24 protein-coding genes and 3 tRNA genes are annotated in these 24,093 nt (G+C 39.6%); 12 read left to right on the top strand and 15 right to left on the bottom strand.

The features are described from left to right. The first annotated feature begins 24 nt into the window (after positions 1–24). From serB to trmL, 6 genes are all read left to right on the top strand, one after another. Positions 25–894, top strand: a complete 870-nt coding sequence (gene serB / locus EV693_RS06675; protein WP_132501590.1) for a phosphoserine phosphatase SerB — start codon at positions 25–27, stop codon at positions 892–894. Position 895: 1 nt separating this feature from the next. Further along, positions 896–1,387 carry a YajQ family cyclic di-GMP-binding protein gene (locus tag EV693_RS06670; RefSeq protein WP_132501589.1) on the top strand — a complete coding sequence of 164 codons (492 nt, stop codon included), beginning with the start codon at positions 896–898 and terminating at the stop codon, positions 1,385–1,387. Positions 1,388–1,549: 162 nt separating this feature from the next. Next, a tRNA-Ser gene (locus tag EV693_RS06665) sits at positions 1,550–1,643 on the top strand. A 13-nt stretch (positions 1,644–1,656) separates the two neighbouring features. Continuing rightward, positions 1,657–1,733 (top strand) — tRNA-Arg (locus tag EV693_RS06660). Positions 1,734–1,802: 69 nt separating this feature from the next. Then, positions 1,803–1,879, top strand: a tRNA-Arg gene (locus tag EV693_RS06655). 40 nt (positions 1,880–1,919) lie between these two features. Then, positions 1,920–2,399 carry a tRNA (uridine(34)/cytosine(34)/5-carboxymethylaminomethyluridine(34)-2'-O)-methyltransferase TrmL gene (gene trmL / locus EV693_RS06650; protein ID WP_132501588.1) on the top strand — a complete coding sequence of 160 codons (480 nt, stop codon included), beginning with the start codon at positions 1,920–1,922 and terminating at the stop codon, positions 2,397–2,399. Positions 2,400–2,486: 87 nt separating this feature from the next. On the opposite strand, the gene EV693_RS06645 is transcribed toward trmL, so the two are convergent. The 3 genes from EV693_RS06645 to exbB are packed head-to-tail and all read right to left on the bottom strand — an operon-like array spanning position 2,487 to position 4,159. Beyond that, positions 2,487–3,254, bottom strand: coding sequence for an energy transducer TonB (locus EV693_RS06645; RefSeq protein WP_132501587.1), 768 nt, complete (start codon positions 3,252–3,254; stop codon positions 2,487–2,489). A gap of 12 nt (positions 3,255–3,266) precedes the next feature. Beyond that, positions 3,267–3,656, bottom strand: a complete 390-nt coding sequence (exbD, locus tag EV693_RS06640) for a TonB system transport protein ExbD (protein ID WP_132501586.1) — start codon at positions 3,654–3,656, stop codon at positions 3,267–3,269. Positions 3,657–3,709: 53 nt separating this feature from the next. After that, positions 3,710–4,159, bottom strand: a complete 450-nt coding sequence (gene exbB, locus EV693_RS06635; protein WP_132501585.1) for a TonB-system energizer ExbB — start codon at positions 4,157–4,159, stop codon at positions 3,710–3,712. A 161-nt stretch (positions 4,160–4,320) separates the two neighbouring features. On the opposite strand from exbB, the gene glpE reads away from it, so the two are divergent. The 4 genes from glpE (at position 4,321) to fis (ending at position 7,331) form a co-directional block, all read left to right on the top strand. After that, on the top strand, positions 4,321–4,647 hold the full coding sequence (gene glpE, locus EV693_RS06630; protein WP_132501584.1) for a thiosulfate sulfurtransferase GlpE: 327 nt from the start codon (positions 4,321–4,323) through the stop codon (positions 4,645–4,647). Positions 4,648–4,779: 132 nt separating this feature from the next. After that, a complete protein-coding gene (sohB, locus tag EV693_RS06625) occupies positions 4,780–5,835 on the top strand; it encodes a protease SohB (protein ID WP_132501583.1) in 1,056 nt (351 codons plus the stop codon). A gap of 207 nt (positions 5,836–6,042) precedes the next feature. Then, the gene (gene dusB / locus EV693_RS06620) at positions 6,043–7,008 is read left to right on the top strand and encodes a tRNA dihydrouridine synthase DusB (protein ID WP_132501582.1); all 966 of its coding nucleotides are present in this window, start codon (positions 6,043–6,045) and stop codon (positions 7,006–7,008) included. 26 nt (positions 7,009–7,034) lie between these two features. Then, a complete protein-coding gene (fis, locus tag EV693_RS06615; RefSeq protein ID WP_132501581.1) occupies positions 7,035–7,331 on the top strand; it encodes a DNA-binding transcriptional regulator Fis in 297 nt (98 codons plus the stop codon). A 95-nt stretch (positions 7,332–7,426) separates the two neighbouring features. On the opposite strand, the gene priA is transcribed toward fis, so the two are convergent. From priA to tig, 7 genes are all read right to left on the bottom strand, one after another. Next, positions 7,427–9,637 (bottom strand): primosomal protein N', encoded by a 2,211-nt coding sequence (gene priA, locus EV693_RS06610; protein WP_132501580.1) that lies wholly within the window; start codon positions 9,635–9,637, stop codon positions 7,427–7,429. A gap of 5 nt (positions 9,638–9,642) precedes the next feature. Beyond that, positions 9,643–10,458 carry a serine O-acetyltransferase gene (gene cysE, locus EV693_RS06605; RefSeq protein WP_132501579.1) on the bottom strand — a complete coding sequence of 272 codons (816 nt, stop codon included), beginning with the start codon at positions 10,456–10,458 and terminating at the stop codon, positions 9,643–9,645. A 45-nt stretch (positions 10,459–10,503) separates the two neighbouring features. Further along, on the bottom strand, positions 10,504–11,517 hold the full coding sequence (gene gpsA / locus EV693_RS06600) for an NAD(P)H-dependent glycerol-3-phosphate dehydrogenase (protein WP_132501578.1): 1,014 nt from the start codon (positions 11,515–11,517) through the stop codon (positions 10,504–10,506). Positions 11,518–11,529: 12 nt separating this feature from the next. After that, positions 11,530–12,108, bottom strand: coding sequence for a flavin reductase family protein (locus tag EV693_RS06595; RefSeq protein ID WP_132501577.1), 579 nt, complete (start codon positions 12,106–12,108; stop codon positions 11,530–11,532). An 85-nt stretch (positions 12,109–12,193) separates the two neighbouring features. Further along, on the bottom strand, positions 12,194–12,700 hold the full coding sequence (gene secB / locus EV693_RS06590) for a protein-export chaperone SecB (RefSeq protein WP_132501576.1): 507 nt from the start codon (positions 12,698–12,700) through the stop codon (positions 12,194–12,196). 53 nt (positions 12,701–12,753) lie between these two features. Beyond that, on the bottom strand, positions 12,754–13,203 hold the full coding sequence (locus EV693_RS06585) for a rhodanese-like domain-containing protein (RefSeq protein WP_132501575.1): 450 nt from the start codon (positions 13,201–13,203) through the stop codon (positions 12,754–12,756). A 179-nt stretch (positions 13,204–13,382) separates the two neighbouring features. Further along, on the bottom strand, positions 13,383–14,684 hold the full coding sequence (tig, locus tag EV693_RS06580; protein WP_132501574.1) for a trigger factor: 1,302 nt from the start codon (positions 14,682–14,684) through the stop codon (positions 13,383–13,385). A 204-nt stretch (positions 14,685–14,888) separates the two neighbouring features. Here tig and EV693_RS06575 point away from each other — a divergent pair, with 204 nt between their 5' ends. Further along, positions 14,889–15,431 (top strand): GNAT family N-acetyltransferase, encoded by a 543-nt coding sequence (locus EV693_RS06575; protein WP_132501573.1) that lies wholly within the window; start codon positions 14,889–14,891, stop codon positions 15,429–15,431. 93 nt (positions 15,432–15,524) lie between these two features. Here the strand turns inward: EV693_RS06575 and EV693_RS06570 are convergent, their stop codons facing one another. The 4 genes from EV693_RS06570 to metJ all read right to left on the bottom strand — a co-directional run bounded on the left by EV693_RS06570 (position 15,525) and on the right by metJ (position 18,722). Continuing rightward, complete coding sequence (locus tag EV693_RS06570) at positions 15,525–16,517, bottom strand: peptide ABC transporter ATP-binding protein (protein WP_132501572.1); 993 nt, start codon at positions 16,515–16,517, stop codon at positions 15,525–15,527. 155 nt (positions 16,518–16,672) lie between these two features. After that, positions 16,673–18,109 (bottom strand): sodium/pantothenate symporter, encoded by a 1,437-nt coding sequence (gene panF, locus EV693_RS06565; protein WP_132501571.1) that lies wholly within the window; start codon positions 18,107–18,109, stop codon positions 16,673–16,675. After that, on the bottom strand, positions 18,102–18,350 hold the full coding sequence (locus EV693_RS06560; protein WP_132501570.1) for a YhdT family protein: 249 nt from the start codon (positions 18,348–18,350) through the stop codon (positions 18,102–18,104). Before EV693_RS06560 ends, panF begins: the two co-directional genes overlap by 8 nt. 54 nt (positions 18,351–18,404) lie before the next feature. Beyond that, entirely contained in the window at positions 18,405–18,722 is a 318-nt protein-coding gene (gene metJ, locus EV693_RS06555; protein WP_132501569.1) for a met regulon transcriptional regulator MetJ, read from the bottom strand. 303 nt (positions 18,723–19,025) lie between these two features. Here metJ and rnr point away from each other — a divergent pair, with 303 nt between their 5' ends. Continuing rightward, positions 19,026–21,359: a ribonuclease R gene (gene rnr / locus EV693_RS06550; RefSeq protein WP_132501617.1), complete on the top strand. Its 2,334-nt coding sequence runs from the start codon at positions 19,026–19,028 to the stop codon at positions 21,357–21,359. 168 nt (positions 21,360–21,527) lie between these two features. On the opposite strand, the gene plsB is transcribed toward rnr, so the two are convergent. Then, a complete protein-coding gene (gene plsB / locus EV693_RS06545) occupies positions 21,528–23,999 on the bottom strand; it encodes a glycerol-3-phosphate 1-O-acyltransferase PlsB (RefSeq protein ID WP_132501568.1) in 2,472 nt (823 codons plus the stop codon). Positions 24,000–24,093: the final 94 nt, after the last annotated feature.

Genomic DNA, 24,093 nt, shown 5'->3' with positions numbered 1-24,093 from the left:
ATTCCCTTTTATCAAGAGTGAAATATGTCAATTTATTTTCTTTATTCTAAGACCCTTTCTGAATCACAAGTACATCATTTTGCCAAGGAAGCGAATGCCAAATTGTGTGGAATCAGTCGTTATTTAGACTATGCCATTGCATTTTTTGATGGCAATGTAACCGCTTGCCTACGCCAGCAAGCACACAATATTGCTGCTGACTTTGGCGAATTAAACTCATATCCAACATTATCTCAAGCTGGTTTATTGGTAATGGATATGGATTCCACAATCATAAAAATTGAATGCATTGATGAAATTGCCAAGTTAGCTGGTACAGGTGATCAAGTTTCAGCGATTACTGCTCAAGCGATGCGTGGTGAATTGGATTTTGAACAAAGCCTACGTCGCCGTGTTGCAACATTAAAAAATGCCCCTGAAAATATTTTGCAAAAAGTGCGTAAAAACTTACCGCTAATGGACGGTTTTGAGCAAATGGTCGCTATCCTGAAGCTAAACGGTTGGAAATTAGCCATTGCTTCAGGTGGGTTTGATTATTTTGCTGATTATTTAAAAGAAAAGTATCAACTAGATGCAGCGGAATCTAATACGCTAGAAATTTGTGGTGGGAAAATGACAGGAGAGGTGAGGGGCAGAATTGTTGATGCAAAATTTAAAGCGGATACCTTGCAAGCATTAGCACAACAATTTAATATCCCTACCCAGCAGTGGGTGGCTGTCGGCGATGGTGCTAATGATTTAGCGATGCTCCACACAGCAGCTTTAGGCGTGGCATTACATGCAAAACCGAAAGTACAAGAACAAGCAAAAGTAGCGGTCAATTTCGGAGACTTAACTGCAATAGCGTTATTGTTAAACGCTCAACAGCTATTTAATCATTTAGGAGAATCATAAAATGCCATCTTTTGATATTGTGTCTGAAATTACGCTTCACGAAGTGCGTAATGCGGTAGAAAATGCTAATCGTGTTGTTAGCACCCGCTATGACTTCCGTGGTGTGGAAGCCATAATTGAACTGAATGAAAAAAATGAAACCATTAAGATTACAACAGAATCGGATTTCCAATTGGAACAACTTATTGAGGTATTGATTGGTGCTTGTATCAAACGCAATATTGATAGTGCTTCGCTGGATATCCCTACTGAAAGTGAACATAGTGGCAAGCTTTACAGTAAGGAAATTAAATTAAAACAAGGCATTGAAACGGAGATGGCGAAGAAGATCACCAAGCTCATCAAAGAATCAAAATTGAAGGTACAAACGCAAATTCAAGGTGAGCAAGTTAGAGTAACAGGTAAATCACGAGATGACCTACAAGCGGTTATTCAATTGGTGAAAAATGCAGATTTGGGGCAGCCATTCCAATTTGATAACTTTAGGGATTAATTGGTATCTATAGTCAGAATGCTCAATGCTATCAATTTATACACACACATACTAAAAATAGAGCATTTTGACTATGAACTAGTCAAAACGTATTTTTTCCCTAAAAAAGCGTTTGACTTATTTTTTAATCCTAGTAATATTCCGCCTCGCAAACCAATGACTGGTGAGATGGCCGAGCAGGCTGAAGGCGCTCCCCTGCTAAGGGAGTATGGGGTCAAAAACTCCATCGAGGGTTCGAATCCCTCTCTCACCGCCATTTAATTTATTACGCACCCGTAGCTCAGCTGGATAGAGTACTCGGCTACGAACCGAGCGGTCAGAGGTTCGAATCCTCTCGGGTGCGCCATTTTGGCTTTACTCTATTCGGTTGAAATGGTTTGTTTGTAAATTAAAAGGTTACAATTCTAGAAAATACGCACCCGTAGCTCAGCTGGATAGAGTACTCGGCTACGAACCGAGCGGTCAGAGGTTCGAATCCTCTCGGGTGCGCCATCTCAATATCCTATCGTATTTTATTAAGTTTAATCTATTTATGTTAGATGTCGTATTATTTGAACCAGAAATCCCTCAAAACAGCGGTAATATCATTCGTCTTTGTGCGAACAGTGGCTTTCGCTTGCATATGATTGAGCCATTTGGCTTTACTTGGGACGACAAAAAGCTACGCCGCTCAGGATTAGACTATCACGAATTTGTCGATATCAAGAAATACCAAAACTTTGAACAATTTCTTATTCAAGCAAAACCCAAACGTCTCTTTGCACTGACGACAAAGGGTCAACAAAATCACAATCAAGTTTCTTATCAAGTAGGTGATTTCCTGCTCTTTGGACCTGAAAGTCGAGGATTACCGAAATCTATTCTAGATAGTCTCCCTACAGATCAGAAAATCCGTATACCAATGTGTAAAGATAGTCGCAGTATGAATTTATCTAATGCCGTTGCGGTTATTGTTTATGAAGCTTGGCGTCAGTTTAACTACCAAAATGCATTTTCTTATCAAGCTATTTAGATAATAGAAAGAAAATAGTATTAAAATGAAAAACTGAGACTAGTAAACTCGCTCCTAGTATTTTAAAAGCTGGCCTCGAATTTATAATCAATCAATTGAAAACCTAATTGGTACAGTTAATCTGTTTGGAAAGCCTGCTGGAGGGGCGGTTTTCATTTTTACCGATTGGGCGGCTCTCACTGCCGCTTTATCTAAATTCTCATTACCAGATGAATGAGTAATTGTTACATTAACCACTTGTCCTGTAGAATCCACTGATAGGGCTATTGTTACCACACCTGCTCTACGCATCAGTTGTTCCCTTTTGGGATAAGAGTTCATTGCATAGCGTTGTAAGGACTTTTGTAGCTGACTTCGATAAACGTCAATCATACCGCCAGATGAAGTACCATTTGATATTCCTGTGCCATTTGGGTTCCCATTTTTTATGCCAATTTGCTCTTTTGTGCCTTGTATAGCATCTGGGATAGCTTTAGCAACCACGCCTTCCTGTGGTTTTTTACCTTTTTCTTTCGCTTTAACCACTTTTTTTACTTTTTCTTTGGGCTTTTCTGGTTTTTTAGGTTCTTCCTTTGGTTTCGCTTTCGGTTTTGGTGGTTCAGGGAGCGGTTCAGGAATAGGATCAAGCTCTGGGAGCAATTCCTCGATTTTTTCTTCTTCAATAGGATCATCGGCGGCGATAGCGACTGCAGGTTGCTCTAGAATTGCAGCCATCATTTCCATAGAAATGCTTGACACATCTTCTGCTGCAGGACGTGTTGAAGGGTGAGACACCATCAACCAAATCCCCGCAAAAACGCCTGTATGGGCAAGCAGGGAAAGGGTAAATCCAATTCGAGAGTGGTTCTTTTTCATTTCTCTATCACCTTATTTGCTTGCGTTTTCTTTTTTAGTGATAATTGCCACATTTTTGATTTGATTCAATGCAAGAAGATCAGTGATTTCAACAAATTTTTCAAACGCTACAGCACCATCAACTTTCAGCGTTACTTTTTGGGTTTTATCCCACGTTGCAATCTCTTGAGAAAGCTGTTCTTTATCAATGGGTTTGTCGTTATAAAAAAATTCATTATTTTCAGTGATGGTCAGTAGTTTAGCCAATTCATCTGCTTTTATTGTTTGTGTGGTTGATGCTTTTGGCACATTGACTTGAATTTTTCCTTGTGAAATGAAAGATGCTGTAATTAAGACAATCGCAAGTAACACTAGCATTATATCAATAAAAGGAATTATATTAATTTCATCAAATTTTTTCATTGCAACCTCATCATTTGCAAATTTTTTCGATTATTTAACCGCTTGTTACTTTTCTAAGAAGACTTTCGTGTAGCAAGAGCTTGCCATTTCAGTTTATTTTGTTCAACTTTGCGTCCAAAACCGTTGTAAAACATCATTGCTGGAATAGCGACGAGAATACCGACTGCGGTGGCTTTAAGTGCAAGCGATAAATGCACCATAATAGAAGCTGCATCAATATCCCCACCTGAATGCCCTAATTCATAAAAGGTTAGCAAAATTCCGATAACCGTCCCAAGTAAACCAATGTAAGGGGCGTTTGAACCAATAGTTGAAATGGTGGTGAGATTATGAGTGAGATCAATTTCTAATTCTTCTAATGTGGCATAATCATTCACATTCACTTTACTGTAGAAGAAGAAACGCTCAATGACTTTTGCAAACAGAATAATGCTCATAAAGGCCAGAATACCAAGAATGATGTAGTCGATGTAATGTTGTAGAAATTGAAAAAAGTGATCCATTGTATTACCTATAAAGAGTATGTTATTTTTTTGAGAATGGTTCTTGATTATATAACTTTTATATTAAATTTCAATCTGAAGATCAATTTACAATTTCTCATTTGATGTTATATTCGCAAATCTTGTGATGAATGTTCTTAGAAAATAGATTGGTGATAACTATGTCAGATACTTTTACAGAAATTAGTCCACAGCAAGCGTGGGAAATGTTACAAACGGAAGACGCTGTGTTGGTTGATATTCGGGATATGGTACGTTTTAGTCATAGCCGCCCACAAGGTGCATTTCATTTAACCAATCAAAGTTATGGCTACTTTTTAGATGAATACGATTATGATCAGCCCATTTTAGTCAGTTGTTATCACGGTGTAAGTAGTCAAAACACAGCACAATTTTTGGTAGAACAAGGATTTGAGCGTGTTTATAGCATTAAGGGGGGATTTGACGGTTGGGTTAGAGCCAATTTGCCTGTTGAAATCGGGTATTAGCTTTAAAACTCACAGTGGTAACGGCTTTATCTCGTACTCTTGATTAACCGTATTGCTGTTTAGTTGCTTGTGAATATTTTACGTTATCATACCGCTTACCAGTTTAATTATAGCAAAAAAGGAAATAACAATATGTGGAAAGAAGTTTTACTTAATTATGGGATTTTTTTATTGGAGTTATTAACGCTGTTCGGCATTGTTGCGATGATTGTGATGTTAATGATTACTCAGCGTAAACAGTCTGAGGGTGGCTCTATTAAGATCACTAACCTTACCAAAAAATACCAAAAACAGCACAAAAAATTAACTCAATCTTTTCTAAGCGATCTTGAACAGAAACATCAAGAAAAACAGGAAAAAAAGGCAGAAAAAGCGAAACATAAAGCAGAGAAAGTACAGCTAAAACGTGGTATCTTTGCTCGAGAAAAGCCCTCTTCTCGATTGTTTGTTTTAGATTTTCAAGGCGATATTCAAGCCAGTGCGGTAACTGCATTACGTAAAGAAATTGATGTCATTCTTACGCTCGCTGATCCAAACAATGATGCAGTGTTGCTTAAACTGGAAAGCCCTGGAGGCGTCGTACATAGTTATGGGTTAGCAGCTTCGCAATTACAGCGTCTGAAAGAGAGGCATATCCCATTGACAATTGCCGTGGATAAGGTGGCAGCCAGTGGAGGGTATATGATGGCGTGTATTGCCGATAAAATTGTCAGTGCACCTTTTGCGGTTATCGGTTCAATTGGCGTAGTTGCTCAAGTACCTAATGTACATCGTTTTTTACAGAAACATCATATTGATGTCGATGTGATGACGGCAGGTGAATATAAACGTACCGTTACCATTGTGGGTGAAAATACCGAAAAAGGGAAACAGAAATTTCAACAGGAATTAGAACAAACACACCAATTATTTAAAGAATTTGTCGCCAAGCACCGTCCGCAGTTGGACATAGAAAAAGTTGCAACGGGTGAACATTGGTTTGGACAACAGGCAATTACACTGCAATTAGTTGATAACATTTCAACCAGTGATGATCTGATTCTCAATGCGATAAAAGAAAAAGAGGTGATTGAAGTCAGGTATTTACAAAAGAAGAAGCTCACGCAACGAGTCAGTGAGCAAGTCGAAAATCGTGTAGAGGATTTATTGGCAAAATTGCTGAATAAATCTCACTCGCCAATGCTATAAGCGGTCATTTTTTTAGATTTATTTGTTTTTTATTAGGTTGTTGAATAAATAGGCTTCCAAAATGGTAAAAAAATGCGTATCATACGCCCCCTTGCATTAGGAAGAAGATTTCTAACCAAGCAGAGTAAAAAGTACGGTTCACGCCGTACTTTTTATTTGGATATTATGTATGAAAATATGCGTTAAAAAATAATCGGTGGATAAGGTATGCGAATAGGGCAATATGAGATAACAAACCGTATTTTCCTCGCACCAATGGCGGGAATTACCGATTTACCTTTTCGGCGATTATGTAGCCAATTTGGTGCAGGGCTGACTTTTTCAGAAATGATGTCCACAAACCCTGATGTATGGCATACCGAGAAATCGAAATTGCGGTTAGCATTTCATCGTGATATTGGAATAAATGCCGTACAGATAGCAGGATCAGATCCCACAGAAATGGCTGAAGCAGCTAAGGTTAATGTTACCTATGGTGCTGATGTGATTGATATTAATATGGGGTGTCCTGCAAAGAAGGTAAACAAAAAAATGGCGGGTTCTGTCCTTTTGCGTGATCCTTATTTAGTAGCGGATATCTTAAATGCAGTCGTCGATGCTGTTGATGTGCCTGTAACCCTGAAAATTAGAACAGGGTGGGATCTTAATAATCGAAATTGTGTAGAGATTGCTAAAATTGCAGAGCAAGCAGGCATCTGTGCGTTAAGCATTCACGGTCGAACAAGAAATTGCTTATTCGATGGTGAAGCAGAATACGACAGTATCAAGGCCGTCAAGCAGACCGTTTCGATTCCAATTATTGCCAATGGCGATATTATTTCTCCTCAAAAAGCCAAAAAAGTGCTGGATTACACACAGGCAGATGCTGTAATGATTGGACGTGGTAGTTTAGGTCGTCCTTGGATATTTCAGGAAATTGCCGATTTTTTGGAGGACGGAGAACATAAAACTGCATTTTCTCTTGAGAAAAAATGTCAAATAATGTTGAAGCATATTCAAGCACTACATCTCTTTTATGGGGAAGAAAAAGGCTATCGTATCGCACGCAAGCATGTAGGCTGGTATGTGGAACAGCTTAACTCAAACTTAACTTTTAAACGCACTTTTAATGCTTTAGATGCTGCATCAGCACAAATTGAAGCATTAGAAGATTTTATAAACTCGATTCGCTAGAATCTTAAATCAGTTGGATAAAGACAATGTTAGAACAACAAACAACACAAAACCCATTAACGGTCTCTATGCTTAACTCACAAGCACAACAAGTTAATAAACCTCTGCGTGATAATGTGAAACAAGCTCTAAAAAACTATCTAGCACAATTAAGCGGTGAAGATCCAACAGAGTTATATGAGTTGGTTTTGTCTGAAATTGAGCACCCAATGCTTGATATCGTTATGCAATATACACGAGGTAATCAAACTCGTGCTGCCACAATGTTGGGTATCAATCGTGGTACATTACGCAAGAAATTAAAAAAATACGGTATGAGCTAAGTAATAGCTATATTTTTTCATCGTATTTATTTTATCTCTCTTTTAGTATTCGATTGAAATCAGTATCTAAAAGAGGGATTTTTTTGTATGTTAATTTAACCCAAATCTTGCGGATCAATATCGACAATAAGATGTATGTCATAACGTAGAAACTGCTCTCTGATAGCATCAAAATAGTGTAAACATTTCTGAATTTTTTGACGTGAGAAATGTTGAAGTAATAATTGCCAACGGTAATGCCCCGCCTTTTTAGCTATCACTGCACTAAATGGTCCAATTAATCTAAAATTTTTATCGCCTATATTATCAATATATTGCTGAAGACAAGCGGTCAATTCATTCAAAAATAGTTCAACATTCTGATTATTTTTACCTGTTGCTCTAAAAAGCACTTGTGCGGTAAAGGGAGGCAGATTCATCTTTTTACGCATTATAAGTGCTTGTTGTGCAAATTGTTGATAGCCTTCTTCCAACAAGGTATTAAGCAATGGGTGTTCGGCATAATGTGTTTGCAGCACAACTGTCCCCTGCTTTTCTCCTCGTCCTGCTCGTCCTGCTACTTGAACATAAAGTTGTGCTAAACGCTCTTCTGCACGAAAATCCGTGGAAAAAAGACTACTATCTACATTGACTAATGCTACTAAGGTTACATTGGGAAAATGATGTCCTTTCGCTAACATCTGCGTACCAATTAAGATTTGGCTCTTGCCTGATTGGATCATTTTGAGTTGATTTTCCAATTCGCCCTTACGAGCGGTACTATCACGATCAATACGAGCAATGGCATATTGTGGAAAATATTGAGTTAATACTTGTTCGATCTGCTCTGTGCCAATGCCTGTTGTAATTAAATGGGTTGAACCACAATGTCCACACTGGCGAGGTATAACAGACTGGGCTGTACAGTGATGGCAGCGTAAAACACGTTGTTTTTGATGATAGGTATAAGCCTTTTCACACGCCTGACACTCACATATCCAACCACATTCGTGGCAGAGTAATACGGGGGCGAAGCCTCGTCGGTTTAAAAATAACATTACCTGATTGCCTTTTTCTAGATGATTTTTCATCATTGCTAGTAAGCCTTCAGATATCCCAGAAAAGAGGCGTTGTGTTTTGAGATCAATCACTCGCTGATTTGCAAATTTAGCGTTCCCTGCTCGTATATTGAGCGATAATTCGATAAATTTGCCCTGTTGTACATTATATAGGCTTTCTAAACTGGGGGTCGCTGAACCTAAAATGATGGGGATATTACTATTTTTAGCACGAAGAATCGCCAAGTCCCTTGCGTGATAACGCCAGCCTTCTTGTTGTTTGAATGAAGCATCATGTTCCTCATCAATAATGATAAGCCCTAAATTTGAAAATTGAGTAAACAAAGCAGAACGTGTTCCAATCACAATCGCATTTTCGCCGTGTTTGGCTCGAAGCCACACGCTGAGCCGCTGAACATCATTAAGATTAGAATGAAGAGTGTCAATTTCAACATTAAAACGAGCTTGAAATCGAGTAATGGTCTGAGGGGTCAGCCCAATTTCAGGTACAAGCACCAATACCTGCTGACCACGTTCAAGCACTTGCTCAATTACTTGCAAATAAACTTCCGTTTTCCCAGAGCCTGTTACGCCGTTTAGTAAAAAAACCGAAAAATCTAACTGATGAGCTAAACGCCCAACAACCAGACTTTGCTGTGGATTGAGAGTGGGGCGGTTTGTTGAACGACAAATGGGTTGATTGGCTAATCTTTGTTGCCAAGAAAGCGATATTAATGGCGGCTGAAAAGGGACAATATGCCCCTTATCCAATAAAGAACGCCATATTGAAGCAGGACAAGCAGTCGGTTTTTCGAAAAAATTTGCAAATTTATTACATTCTAGTAACCACGCCAGTTGTTTTTTTGCTCGAGATAATGCCCCATTTGTTAATGCTGCCTTGCCTTGTGGCGTGATACAAAAATAATTGGGCGTGGGTAATGTACAGTTTTCCCCTTGGCGTAGTCTTACAGGTAAAGCACTATGCAACACTTCACCTAAAGGAGCGTGATAATAGTGGCTCGCCCAATTTAGTAACGCCCACATTGATTGAGTAAACAACGAATGCTCATCAAGTACGGCGTGGATAGGTTTTAATTTCTCTTTTGGCACTTCACTTTCAAAGGGTAGCTCAATCACAATGCCGACTTTTTTTTGTGTGCCAAAAGGCACAAGCACCCTGCTACCTTTTAGCGGAGCCATTTCAGAGGGGAGTAAATAATCAAAATGGCGATTAAGCGGAATAGGCAATGCAACTCGCACTAACTTCATTATAGCTACTCGCTAGGGATAAGTTTACTGTCTTCAAAATATTGGTTCATATCAAAAGCAGGCTTTTGCATATTTGATGTACAGATAACTTTAGCAGGTACACCCGCGGCAGTAGCATAGTCAGGAATAGGCTGCAATACAACAGAATTTGCCCCAATTTTAGCATATCGTCCGATTTCAATATTCCCCAAAACTTTTGCTCCCGCACCAATCATCACTCCCTCACGAATTTTAGGGTGGCGATCTCCGCTCTCTTTTCCTGTTCCACCGAGTGTTACACCTTGTAAAATTGAAACATCATTTTCGATCACCGATGTTTCACCGACCACAATTCCTGTTGCGTGGTCAAGCATAATGCCACAACCGATTTTAGCAGCAGGGTGAATATCTACATCAAATGCCACCGAAATTTCATTTTGTAAATAAACCGCAAGATCCCTACGCCCTTGTGTCCACAAATGATGGGTTACTCGATAACTTTGTAGCGCATGAAAGCCTTTTAGATACAGTAGCGGCGTACTCCATTTATCCACCGCAGGATCACGAGATAGCACAGCCTCAATATCACTTGCCGCACTTGCAATCAAATCAGGCACAGCTCTATAGGCCTCTTCAATAATTTCTTTTAAAGAGATGGCAGGCATAATGGCATTCGCCAGCTTATTGGCAAGGATATAACTTAATGCATCGCCTAAATGATTGTGCTTAAGGATTGTTGCGTGAAAAAAACTGGCCAACATCGGCTCATTATTCACCAATTCTTGAGCTTCTTTTCGGATAGATTGCCAAATCTGCAAAATTGTTTTTTTCGTTTTATCCATTTTTATCCCTCACAAGCGGTCATTTTGCATTGATTTTTTGCAAATTTATTCACCTTTTCGCTCACGTCCCAGCAGAGACGCCGCCACATCGACCGCTTTTTTTCCACAAAATAGCATTTGATAAATTTGTTCAACAATCGGCATTTCAACTCCTTGTTGTTGAGCGAGTAAGTAGGCTTCTTTCGTATTATAAAACCCTTCCACCACTTGACCAATTTCTGTCATCGCTTCTCCAGCCGTTTTACCTTGACCTAACATTAAGCCAAAACGGCGGTTGCGAGATTGATTATCCGTACAAGTCAGTACCAAATCTCCCAAACCTGCCATTCCCATAAATGTCTTCGGATCGGCACCCATTGCAACACCCAATCGGCTGATTTCCGCCAAGCCTCGAGTAATTAATGCAGTTCGAGCATTTGCACCAAATCCCATTCCATCAGCAATACCTGCACCAATGGCAATCACATTCTTAATTGCCCCACCAAGTTGTACACCTATCATATCATTGTTGAGGTACACCCTAAACGATTTTGAACAATGGATTCGCTGTTGCATCTCGTCTGCAAACTGTGAATCGTTGGAAGCGAGAGCAATAGCAGTTGGCATACCTTCGGCAAGCTCTTTTGCAAAAGTGGGACCAGAAAGCACCGCTAGAGGGTAATTTTGACCAATAATTTCTTCGGTAACAGTCTGTAAAAGCCGACCTGTATCACGTTCTAGCCCTTTCGTTGCCCACATAATGCGATGGCTAGGGCGTAAAAACGGTTGGATTTGTTGTAAAATCTGCGAAAAAACATGGCTTGGAACAACGATCAGCAAGTTGTCTGATTTCGCCAAAGCCTGTGTTAGATCGGTTTCGATAGTGAGCGTTTCAGGAAATAGAATATTGGGTAAAAATGCTTGGTTTTGGCGGTCTTGAGCAAGTATTGCCATTTTCGTCGGATTATGCCCCCAGAGATAGGTCTGGTGTCCATTACGAGCAAGAGCAATCGCCAAAGCAGTACCATATGAGCCTGCTCCAAGCACGGAAATTGGGAAATGTGGATTGTCTTTGTTCATTTTGCACTCGGTTTATGCTCTGAAATTCTTACCTATACTTTCACTTAGACCGTGATAAGAACGGAAGTTATAGATCAAAGGGTGCCATTTTTGCGGATCAATTTTATTTTCTGTCGAGATCAGGTCTGATTGTGCGTGGATTTGTTGGATTTTTAATTCAATAATCGCATAACTATCACGTTCAGTTATATTGCTGACGGTTGTTTCAGCTTGAAGTGGACATTCGGCAATGCGTAGCGGTTTTACTTTAAGCGATGGCTGAGTAGTAAACCCTGCATAGCTGAATTTGTCATCGCAGAATTGATAGAAATCTTTTTTATGATCAGGAATGGAGCTTTTGGCTGTAAGCGATGCAATTTTCTCAATTTTTTGCCACAAGCTTGAATCAGGCAAATTCACCACAGCCTCAGGACAACGTTGCAAGTTTTCAAATGCTTTTCCGCAAATGCCAACACCAATGACCAAATTATCACCTAAACACCAACTTGATGAAAGAGGGCTGATATTCGGCTTGCCATTTTCATCAACAGTGGTGAGCAATAAAACAGGAAAACCGTAGTAGAACATTTTAGGTGAAATCGGTTGGTGCATTGTAGCCTCTTGCAAAAAATAGGGGAAATCTGACCGCTTAGGATAAAAAAATAGGCACGCTGTACCATACCTATTTTTGTAACACTTAGTTTGCTTTTACTTCGCCTTCTGCTTCTGCCTGTTGGCGTTCAAGATAATCCATAAACAGTGCATCAAAATTGACTGGTGAAAGATTTAAAGCAGGGAAAGTTCCACGATTAACCAAGCTTGCAATAAGCTCACGAGCGTACGGATAAAGAATATTTGGACATTGAGAAGCTAAGCAGTGAGCCAGTTGTACGCCTTCTAATCCTTTGATAGTAAAGACACCAGCTTGTTTAACCTCACAAATAAAAGCAACATCGCTGCTATCTTCCATTGTGGTTTCCACGTTGATATGCAGTGTTACTTCATAAGTCTCTTCCGCAATTTGGTTAGTCTGAGTATCTAGCTCAAAACTTAATTTTGGTTTCCATTCTTGTTGGAAAATATGAGGGAGGTTTGGTGCTTCAAAAGAAACATCTTTCACATAAATACGTTGAATTTGTAATTCGAAAGGCGTTTGCCCTTCGCTTGCTGCTTCTGGGGCAGCCACTTTTTCATTCTCTGACATAATCTATTCCTTTTTATCGTTAAAATGGTAAATATAGTAAGTGGTATGAATCACTATTTATGTTTCTTTACTGTGGGTAAGTTTGCTGCTCGCCAGCCAGCAATGCCTTCTTTCAACACATAGACATCACTAAATCCTTGTTTCACCAAGGCATTTGCACAACCTGCTGCAAGTAGACCATTATTATCGGCAACGATAACAGGGCGATCTTTATATTTACTCAAAAATGTGGCTTTTTCGGTTTTAATATCAGTTGGAAATGCGTGCAGACTATCAATGATGTGTCCTGATTTAAATTCGTCATCAGAACGTATATCAACGATAATCCCTTCTTGATTATTGATCAGCAAAGTGGCTTCGTGATTACCGATGACCTTATGTTTGTTTGTGGCTGCTTTATAAAAACTAAATAGTACAGCAACGAAAAGTGCCACCCACGCTACGACCATAATCGTATTGTTAGCGGCAAATAGCTGAAGTTTTTGAATAAAAGTTAAATCCATTATGTTTCTCGCTTATTAAAGTGAGGAAATGTTTAAAAATATTAAGATCAAATAGCGGATAAATGTAAAAACAGATAAATGGATAATAAAAATAATTTAAAGCAAAAGCGGTCAGTTCACATCAATTCTTTGCAAATTTCCGTTCAAAACCAACCGCTTACTGTTTTTACATAAAAAGATTAGCCCTGAGCTTGTTGTGCCATGACTTCATCAAATGACATCGCTTTTTCAGTAACTTGCGCCTTAGCAAGTACTGCTTCAACCGCTTGTTCTTCTAAAACAACATTGCGAATATTTTCAGTTAATTGACGATTTTTCGCATAATATTCAACTACTTCAGCAGGCTGTTCATAAGCAGAAGCTAATTCTGCAATAGTTTCTTCCACTCGTTTTTCATCAACTTTTAATTCATTTGCGGCAATGACGGTTGAAAGTAATAAGCCTACTTGCACACGGCGAGTTGCTTCAGCTTCAAATAATTCGGCTGGAAGTTGTGCAGCGATTTCTGGGTTGCCGCCGAAACGCTGAGCCGCTTGCTGACGTAATACGCCGATTTCTTCTGTTACCGCTGCTTTTGGCACTTCAATTTCATTTTGTGCGATTAAACCATCAATCACTTGCTTTTTAATACGAGTAGTGACCGCATTTTTTAGCTCACGTTGCATATTCTTTTTAATTTCTGCACGGAGATCTTCTACAGATTTCGCATTACCAAATTTTTTCACAAATTCTTCTGTTACTTCAGGCAATACAATATTTTCTACTTTCTTCAAAGTGATGGCAAATTTTGCTGCCTTACCTTTCAGGTTTTCTGCGTGATATTCTTCTGGGAAGGTGACATCAATTTCAAATTGTTCACCCGCTTTTTTACCTACAATACCGTCTTCAAAACCTGGGATCATCCGACCTTGCCCCATAGGCAACACAAAATCATCTGCCTTGCCACCTTCAAATTCTTCGCCATCAACAGAGCCGACAAAATCAATGGTAACACGATCATCTGCCTTTGCTGCTTCTTGGCTTTCTGCAAAAGTGGCTTGTTGTTTGCGTAACACATCGATCATTTTATCCAAGTCGGCTTCAGCAATATCAACAACAGGTTTTTCGACTTCAATGTTTTCTAAGCCTTTTAGTGCAACTTCTGGGAAAACTTCAAAAGTTGCAGTAAAGCTAAAATCTTGTCCTAATTCATAGTTATTCGGCGTGAATGTCGGACGACCAGCAAGATTAATTTTTTGGCTCATTACCGCATCAAAGAATGCACGCTGCATTTCATCTGATAACACATCTTGGCGAGCAGCTAAGCCATAACGCTGTTCAATAATATTATGTGGCACTTTACCTTTGCGGAAACCGTCAACACGTGCATTTTTCGCATAACCTTTCAATTGTTCTTTATAGCCAGCTTCAATGCGAGCAGCTTCAACGGTAATGGTTGCACGGCGTTCTAAACCTTGAGTTGTTTCAATAGAAAATGACATTTTAAACCTCAATAAGAGTGGGTATATAAAATACAGATAGAAAAATAGGTGCAAATTGTAGCGTTGAATTGATGGAATGTCGAGAAATAACACATACTTGGTTGTTATTTCACCATTGAACGCATAATATAAGTGTAGTATTATCAAAACGAAGCACTTATTTTTATCAATGATTTAACAATATTTTAATAATGTAGAGGGCAGATGAAACGTATTACATTAATATCCGCAAGCGAGACGCATTTTTCAGCATTAAATGCTTATAAACACGCTTTCATTCAATCAGGCAAAACCTCCGCTGGGGGAAGTTGTTTAGAGCATTTTGCTGATGATGAACTCGATTGCTGGCTAGCCTATATTAACGCCCCCGCAGGCACAAATTTGTTCGGTTTTGACAAAGTCGCAGATTCAACTTACCTTGCTTGGCATATAGAATTGCAAAAAATAGTGGGTATCATCAATATTCGCCACGAACTAAATGATAGGCTTTATCAAGTTGGGGGGCATATAGGCTACTCCATTCACCCCAATTATTGGAATCAAGGTCTTGCGACAGAAATGTTGGGCTTAGCTTTGCAGGAAGTCGATAAACTCAAAATTAATAATGTGCTGATCACTTGCGATAAGCAAAACCAAGCATCAGCAAAAGTCATTCAGAAAAACGGCGGCGTACTGGAAAATGAAATCACCATTGCAGATAGAACGACACAACGTTATTGGATTAAACGCACATTTGCAAATGCCTAAACAAAACTGACCGCTAATGAGCGGTCAGTTATCGGCAAAATTTTACAAATTATAAATAAGCAATTAAATATTTGCTTTACCATTCTTTAGCCACTACTCTTCTACCATAAAACAGGCAATTTGCGTGCCGTCAGAATAGCGTTCTAAGGCAGGACGTTCTTGTCTACAGATATCTGTTGCCAGCCGACAGCGTGCGTGAAATGCACAGCCTTTTGGTGGGTTCAATGGACTAGGCAATTCACCTGTTAATTTAATTCTTTCTCTTCTTTGCTCTGGCTCTAGACGTGGTGTGGCAGATAACAAGGCTTGAGTATAAGGGTGGCGAGGGTGATTAAAAATATTTTTTGTTTCCCCTTGCTCAACCACTCGACCTAAGTACATCACTAATACTTCATCAGCAATATGTTCAACAACGGATAAATCGTGTGAAATAAAAACGTAGGATAGTCCCATTTCATCTTGTAGATCCATCATTAAATTTAATACTTGGGCACGGACGGATACATCTAATGCAGAAACAGGTTCATCTGCCACAACAATATCAGGATCAAGCATTAACCCACGAGCAATCGCAATACGCTGCCGCTGTCCACCAGAAAACATATGTGGGTAGCGATCGTAAAATTCAGGTTTTAGCCCTACTTTTCCCATCATTTCCAGTACCTTTGCCTTCCGTTCAGCTTGGGTTAGTGTAGTGTTAATCAATAGCGGCTCTTCTAAAATTGTTCCCACTTTTTTACGAGGATTCAGTGAAGCATAGGGATTTTGGAAAACAATTTGGATTTTTTTGCGGCGAAGTTTATCCGTTTCACTGTTGCTGACTAAAAAATTCTGTCCGTTATAAAACAGTTCCCCTTCAGTTGGGCGTTCAATCATTGTGAGCATTCGCCCTAATGTTGATTTTCCACAACCAGACTCGCCAACAATAGCAAGAGTTTTTCCTCGTTCAAGTTGAAAAGATACACCATCGACCGCTTTGACCATTTTAGGCTGGCTAAATAAACTCTGTTTTACAGGGTAATATTTTTTCAAATTGACCGCATCTAAGAGCGGAGAGTTTTGGCTATTTTTTTGCATTTCAATCATTAGGGAATTCTCATTTCATTGCTAGTGGATAAAATTATAGCCTGAATTTGTCATAATAGGCTACAAACTAAAACCTAGTCTGTAGCCTCTGCAAAATTTTAGCCTCAATTCACCGCTTGTTTTTAAAATATGATTAATCTGTATGATTAGACACACTAGGACTGTTTGTCTAACTTGTTCCCAAATATATTGCCGATAAGAAATCCTGTCAGACCAATAATTAGGGCAGGTACAATAGCGTGGAAATGGAAAATTTTGATACCAAAGCTGGTCACAATAATATAGCTGCTTAAGCCTGCAATCATTGAGAAAATCGCCCCCATTGCATTCGCTTTTTTCCAATACAATCCAAGTACAATCACCCATAGAAATGTTGCTTCCAATCCTCCCAAGGAGAGCAAATTGAGCCAAATAAGCATATCTGGGGGTTCAATTGCTGCCAATACCACCAAAACCGTGAGGATCAACGTTGTCAAAGTTGAAAAAAGTTTAATTCGCTGTTCATTTTTTATCTCATTTGGGCGAATTTTGATATATAAATCTTTAATCAATGTCGAGGAAGATTGAATGAGCATTGAATCAATGGAGGACATAATTGCCGCCATTGGTGTAGCGAGAAAAATTCCTGCAGCGACAGGCGGTAAAACTTGCAGCATTAATGTTGGAATGACTTGATCCGCCACTTTAAGATCAGGAAGTAACGTCCGACCTAATGCCCCCGATAAATGCATTCCAAACATCAATATTGCGACGACTGCTGTACCTATAATCATAGCTCGGTGTAGTGCTTGACTATTTTTATACGCCATACTCCGCACCGCAAGATGAGGTAGTCCAATTAGCCCAAAGCAGACTAACACCCAAAAAGAGGTCATAAAGGTAAAGTCTAAAGGACGTTCATCAATGCCATAGGGTGAGGTTAATTGTGGATTAATCTGTTCTAGTTGGTTGACTGCGTTTTCAATACCGCCTGTGGCGTAAATCACACCAGCTAGCAGCAGCAACGTGCCAAATATCATCACAATACCTTGAATGGTATCGGTTAAAACCACGGCACGAAAACCACCGATGAAGGTATAGATACCAACAGTCAAAGCAAAAATGATCACCGAATGTGTATAAGAAATGCCAAGTGTTGTCTCTAATAGTCGCCCTGCACCAATAAATTGCACCATCATCATAGCAAAGAAAGAAAAGAGCAATGATAGACTAGAAAGCCAAACAACCAGCGGACTTTTATAGCGAGCGAGTAGCATATCGTTGATCGTAACACTCTCCGTTTGGCGAGCTAATATCGCAAATTTTTTGCCCAATACACCTAATGAAAGTAAGACCGCAGGAACTTGGATCATCGCCAGCAATACCCAGCCTAAACCATATTTATACGCCGCCCCTGGTCCACCGATAAAGCTACTTGCACCAACATAGGTAGCGGCTGTGGTCATTGCTAACACAAAGCCTGACATTGAGCGCCCTCCTACATAATACTCAGCAAGGAAACTACCTGATTGACGTTTACGATAAGCATAAAATCCGATACCAAAAACAAAAATAAGATAAGCAAGTAGGGGAAACAAAATAGCGTTACTCATCAACGTTCTCCTCTTTTCCTTCTAAATTAATGTCCTTATATACTTTTTTAATCACAATTGATATACATAATACAAACAGTAACGGAAAATAAATGCAAGCAAACTCAAACCAAAGTGGGAACCCAAGATAGCCTCGTCCTGACGGAGAAAAATAAGCAAAACCTATCCAACCAAGAATATAAATTAGCGTCAGCCATAACGCCCAACGTACTTCTCGCATTATTTGTGGCAAATTTGACATACATTGCTCCTTAATCAAAGTGTTATCTTTTATACTGGTATAATTACTAAAAAATTAATATTGCCAACCATCGGGATCGATACCCATTTCACGCATTTGCTCTTTCGCTACCTCTGGAATTTCATCATTACGTTCTTTCATCAGGTCATCATCGCTGGGAAGTGGCTGCCCCGTGAATGCGTGAAGAAAAGCCTCACACAGCAACTCGCTGTTGGTTGCGTGGCGAAGGTTACGAATTTGACGGCGTGTACGTTCATTGGTCAAAATTTCAAGAACTTTAATTGGGATTGAGACTGTAATTTTCTTCACTTGCTCATTTTTCTTGCCGTGTTCAGCATAAGGACTAATATATTCGCCATTCCAATCTGTCATTTGAAGATCCTAAAAAATAAAAATTAGCACGCATTCTAATCAATTGTAGTTATTCTTGCAATTTAGACGTCTAGATTTCTGCTTTGATGAGCGGTCGATTTTTGTAAAAATTTTACAAAATAAAGAAGTGTGTTAAACTCAAGCAACTTTTATTTAAAAAGCTAAAAAGTCAGTTGAAATTATCAAGCAATCCAGCCCGTATTATCCCATCTTACTTTATATCTTATATTTTTATTTACACATTATTATCAAGAGAAAAAAGGAACAATGTTTCAAGAAGCAACCATACTCCAAGACCTAACGATAGCCCAAGACCCAAATTATCAACAAGAACTTGAAAAATACGAAAATCCCGTCCCAAGTCGAGAATTTATTTTACAAACCATTCGTGATTATGATGCCCCAATGAGTAAAGAAGAGCTGTTAGCTGCCTTTCAACTCCACGATGAGCATTCCCAAGAAGCCATTCGCCGCCGTTTAAGAGCAATGGAAAATGCAGGGCAACTTGTTTTTACCAAACGCAAGCGTTACGCCCTACCTGAAAAAATGGATTTATTGAAAGGCGTAGTTATTGGGCATCGTGATGGCTATGGCTTTTTGCAAGTTGAGGGCAGTGATGATTGGTTTATTCCAAACGGACAGATGGCTCGTGTAATGCATGGCGATTTTGTTTTGGCTCAACCGAATGGCACCGATCGCCGTGGACGCAAAGAAGTTCGCATTGTTCGAGTGCTAGAAGCTCGTAAAAAACAGATTGTGGGGCGTTTTTTCACTGAGTTAGGCATTAATTTTGTTATCCCTGACGATAGCCGTATTCAACACGATATTCTCATTCCAGAAGAACATCGCTTAGGGGCAAGAATGGGGCAGGTTGTAGTCGTCGAATTGCAGCCTCGCCAAGCAGATTTCAAACGCCCAGTCGGTATCATTACAGAAATTTTAGGCGATAACCTTGCCGCTGGTATGGAAATTGAGATTGCACTACGCAATCATGAGATCCCCCATAGCTGGAGCGATGCCGTTGAAAAACAAATCCGCCAGTTTAATGAAGAAGTGCCAGAAGAAGCAAAACAGGGGCGAATTGATTTACGCCAGTTACCGTTATTAACCATCGATGGCGAAAGTGCTAGGGATTTTGATGATGCGGTATTTTGTCAGCAAGAAAATGATGGCTGGCGTTTATGGGTCGCTATCGCTGATGTAAGTTATTATGTTCGTCCAAAAACTGTACTGGACCTAGAAGCCAAAAATCGAGGCAACTCGGTCTATTTCCCTAATCGGGTGATACCAATGCTGCCAGAGGTGTTGTCTAACGGCTTATGTTCATTAAACCCGCAAGTGGATAGATTGAGTTTAGTGGCTGAAATGAAGGTTTCTGAATCTGGGGAGCTTAAAAATTATCAATTTTACGAAGCCGTAATGAATTCCCACGCTCGGCTAACCTACACGAAAGTGGCTAAAATACTGGAGGGCGATGAAGCCTTACGAGAACGCTACCACGCTCTTGTTCCGCATTTAGAAAACCTTTCTGCAATGTTTGACGTATTATTGACCGCTCGTCAAACTCGTGGGGCGATAGAATTTGAAACGATTGAAAATCAATTTATTTTTAACCCACAAGGACGCATTGAGCGAATTGAGCCCATCATTCGCAACAAAGCCCATAAAATCATTGAAGAGTGTATGATTCTTGCCAATATTGCCGCGGCTCGCTTTGTTGAACAAGCTGATGAAGCGGCATTATTTCGCATTCACGCTCAACCCAGTGAAGAAAAGCTCACGAGTTTTAAAACCTTTTTGCGCGAATGTGGGCTAACGCTTGATGGAGGCCTATCACCAACACCACAGGATTATGCTAAATTACTTGAAATTGTGCGTGAACGTGCTGATAAAGAATTAATTCAAACAATGCTATTACGCTCATTAAAACAAGCTGTCTATTCACCAGACAACGAGGGACATTTTGGCTTAGCATTAACAGAATACGCACATTTTACCTCCCCAATTCGCCGCTACCCTGACCTATTATTACATCGTGCCATTAAATATCTGATCGAAAAACAAAAAGGTAACACTCGCCACTATACGCAGACTGGCGGCTATCACTATCCAATTGATGAGATGGCACAACTTGGCGAGCATTGTTCATCAACAGAACGCCGTGCAGATGATGCAACCAGAGAAGTTACTGATTGGCTAAAATGTGAATATATGCAAGATCATATCGGCAGCGAATTTGACGGTGTGATTTCTAGCGTAACGGGCTTTGGTCTGTTTGTTAAATTAAACGAATTATTGATTGATGGCTTGGTGCATATTTCTACGCTAGATAATGGTTATTATCATTTTGACAGTGAGCGTCAGCGTTTAGTCGGTGGAAATGGAATCATTTTCCGCCTAGGCGATAGCGTAAAAGTGCGTGTAATGGCAGTGAATTTAGACGAGAAAAAAATTGATTTTGAATTAGTTTCTAGCCTCATGAAACCAAAATCACGAGGAAAAACAGCAAAACAACGAGCGAAAAAATCCACACCTAAATTCAAAGAGCGTGCGGTGCTGACTACCAAAAAATCACCACGCAAAACCACGACCCCTAAACACACAAAACGAAAACCAGCAAAAAAGAAAAAAGGCTAAAACCTTGCCAGTATTCGTATAAAAAAATAAAACAACAAGCGGTCAATTCAGCCCAAATTTTTGCAACGAATAGAAATGCAAAAAAATGGGCGTTACTGACCGCTTGTTTGCCTATTTATTGTTGTTTTCCTATTTATCGCCGTTTTCCGACTTATCCTGCATTTTTTCCTACTCTTCTTGCTTTTCAGCGGCTCTTACTTCTAATACAGCCTCTTCACCTTTGCTCATCGCCCCCTGAATAGTTTGTTGCACATCAAGAGAAATCAGCCCTCGCAGCACTTCTTCGGTATTTTTCACCTTATCTGTGATATTGCCTTGTTCATCAAAATAGCCCTGTTCTTTAAGTGTCGAACCAAAGGTGGAGAACAGTGCTTTATCAAAGAACTCTGGAGCATTTATGCCGTGTAATACGGACAAACGCTGAGCAATAGAGCGGCTTTCTTTTTCGAGTTCATTACGACTTACTTGAGGATGCTCAATGAGTATGTGTAGGCTAATATAATAACGCTGCAAAATTTCACGAATCCCCGCTGAATAGAGTTGTAACACTTGTAGGCAAGAACGATTAATCATACACATTTCACTTTCGTGACGAATAATCTGCTGGCGTACAAATTCAGCCAAAATCGCCTCAATATGTTGCTCAATTTCCGCTTGAGCCAAATGTAAAAATAATTCTGCTTTCAAGAACGGATAAACTTGTTTCACGCTTTGTAAAATCAAGTCTTTAGAGATCGCTTCGTGATGTAAAACTAGACTTGCAACAAGTGATGGTAGCACAAACAAATGCTGAATATTGTTGCGATAATAAGTCATCAACACCGCTGATTGGCGATCGAGACGAATAATTTCGCCAAATGTGTCTTTTTCGGAGACGACCCCTGATCGAGGCAGTTGTAAAACGTGATTAATCATTTCATCAGCAGGTTCTGTCGGCAAAGTTACATTTGCCGCATAAGGCACTCGCTGGAAGAGTTGGAGATAACTTTCAACCTGCTCAACAAGCTGCTCTCTAGTCAAAGAGCGTTGGCGTGAAGCAAGTAAAATAGAACCAATTAAATTCTTCGCATTCACGGCTGCCGCATTGTTAATATTGACCATGACTTGCTCAGATAACGCATTGACTGCATCATTAAGCCATTTTTGGCGAGTACCTTCTACTGAAGGTAATTTCCACTCAGGAAAATTTGCATTTAGATAGGTATTGAGCTGGATAGGCTCACCAAAATTTACATAAGCCTGCCCTAAGTTACGCAATTTCTTAAGTACTCGTAATACCAAACCTGCATTCTCTTTTTCTTTTTCTGAACCACGCAGCTCTTTTGCATAAGTATCCACTTCTAAAACGTGTTCATAACCGATATAGACAGGCACAATGCTAATTGGGCGAGTTAGTCCACGTTGTAAAGCTTGCAGTGTCATTGACATCATACCAGCTTTCGGAGCAAGCAAACGTCCAGTGCGTGAGCGTCCACCTTCAATAAAATATTCAACGGAATAGCCTCGATAAAATAATTCTGCGAGATATTCACGAAAAATCGTTGAATAAAGGCGATTTCCTTTGAAGGAACGACGGATAAAAAACGCTCCCCAACTGCGGAAAATTGAGCCGACAGGGAAAAAGTTAAGATTAATTCCTGCAGCAATATGTGGTGGTACTAAGCCTTGATGATAAAGTAAATAAGAGAGTAATAAATAGTCCATATGGCTACGATGACAAGGCACATACACAATTTCGTGTCCTTCTAAAGCCAATTTGCGAACCCTTTCGCCATTTTGAACATTGATACCTTGGTACAACTTATTCCATAGCCAACTTAATAATCTATCCGCTACTCGTAAGCTCTCATGGCTCACATTTGCAGCAATCTCATCAAGTATTTTCTTCGCTTCTTTGCGTGCTTTTTCAGGTGAGCTTTTTGCTTTTTTGGATTCATCTTCAATTGCCGCAAGAATCGCTGGCGATTGCAACAACTTATTAAACATCGCCTGACGATCTGGCAAGCGAGGCCCTGTTGTTGAATAACGTTGTTTAGCAAAGTGCATTTTTGCCACTCGAGCTAACTTTTGTGCAATAGCGTGATCCGCACCGTGCTCGGTTACCATATAACGCAAAGATACCGCTTGGGAAAAACGAATAAAATTATCTCGCCCAAACCATATCATCGTAACTAAACGTTGAAACCAGCCTAATAGTCGTAACACAGGCAGCTCTTTCTCTTTACCTGGCGATCGTCCCCATAATACTGAAACAGGCACTATTTGAGCATCCAGTGCTGTGTGATTTCGATGAAGATCCAGATAGCGATGAAAAATAATTTCTGTTTCACTCTTTACGCCTTTTGACTTAAAAAATCGTCGCCCTTCATCTAAGAATACATAACGAGGCAAAACCACACCATTAATAGCATTTTTTTCTAAAGGATCAGGCAAATCAAGAGCTCGACAATTTTTTTGCAAGATGAGCAAATCTGTTTGAGAGGTATAAGGTAGTACATAAACAATCGGCTGTGAGAGATTTAACTCAAGCTCCTCAATAGGATTGGTTGGAATGGCTCGTGTTTTTACCAGTGGAGAGAGTAATAAATTTAAGGTGTTACGATACACTACAGTAAAAAAATCACACTTATTAAAAGGCATTTTCATTATCCCTTTGAATAGTTATAGTAGGAATTAACAAGCGGTCAGTTTACCATAAATTTTTGCAAGCAAATTGAATTAATTCGTTACAAAT

This window comes from Nicoletella semolina, assembly GCF_004345745.1.
GTDB lineage: Bacteria > Pseudomonadota > Gammaproteobacteria > Enterobacterales > Pasteurellaceae > Nicoletella > Nicoletella semolina.
The sequence above is the reverse complement of the archived record's forward strand: the minus strand, read 5'-3'. Positions and strand labels throughout refer to the sequence as shown.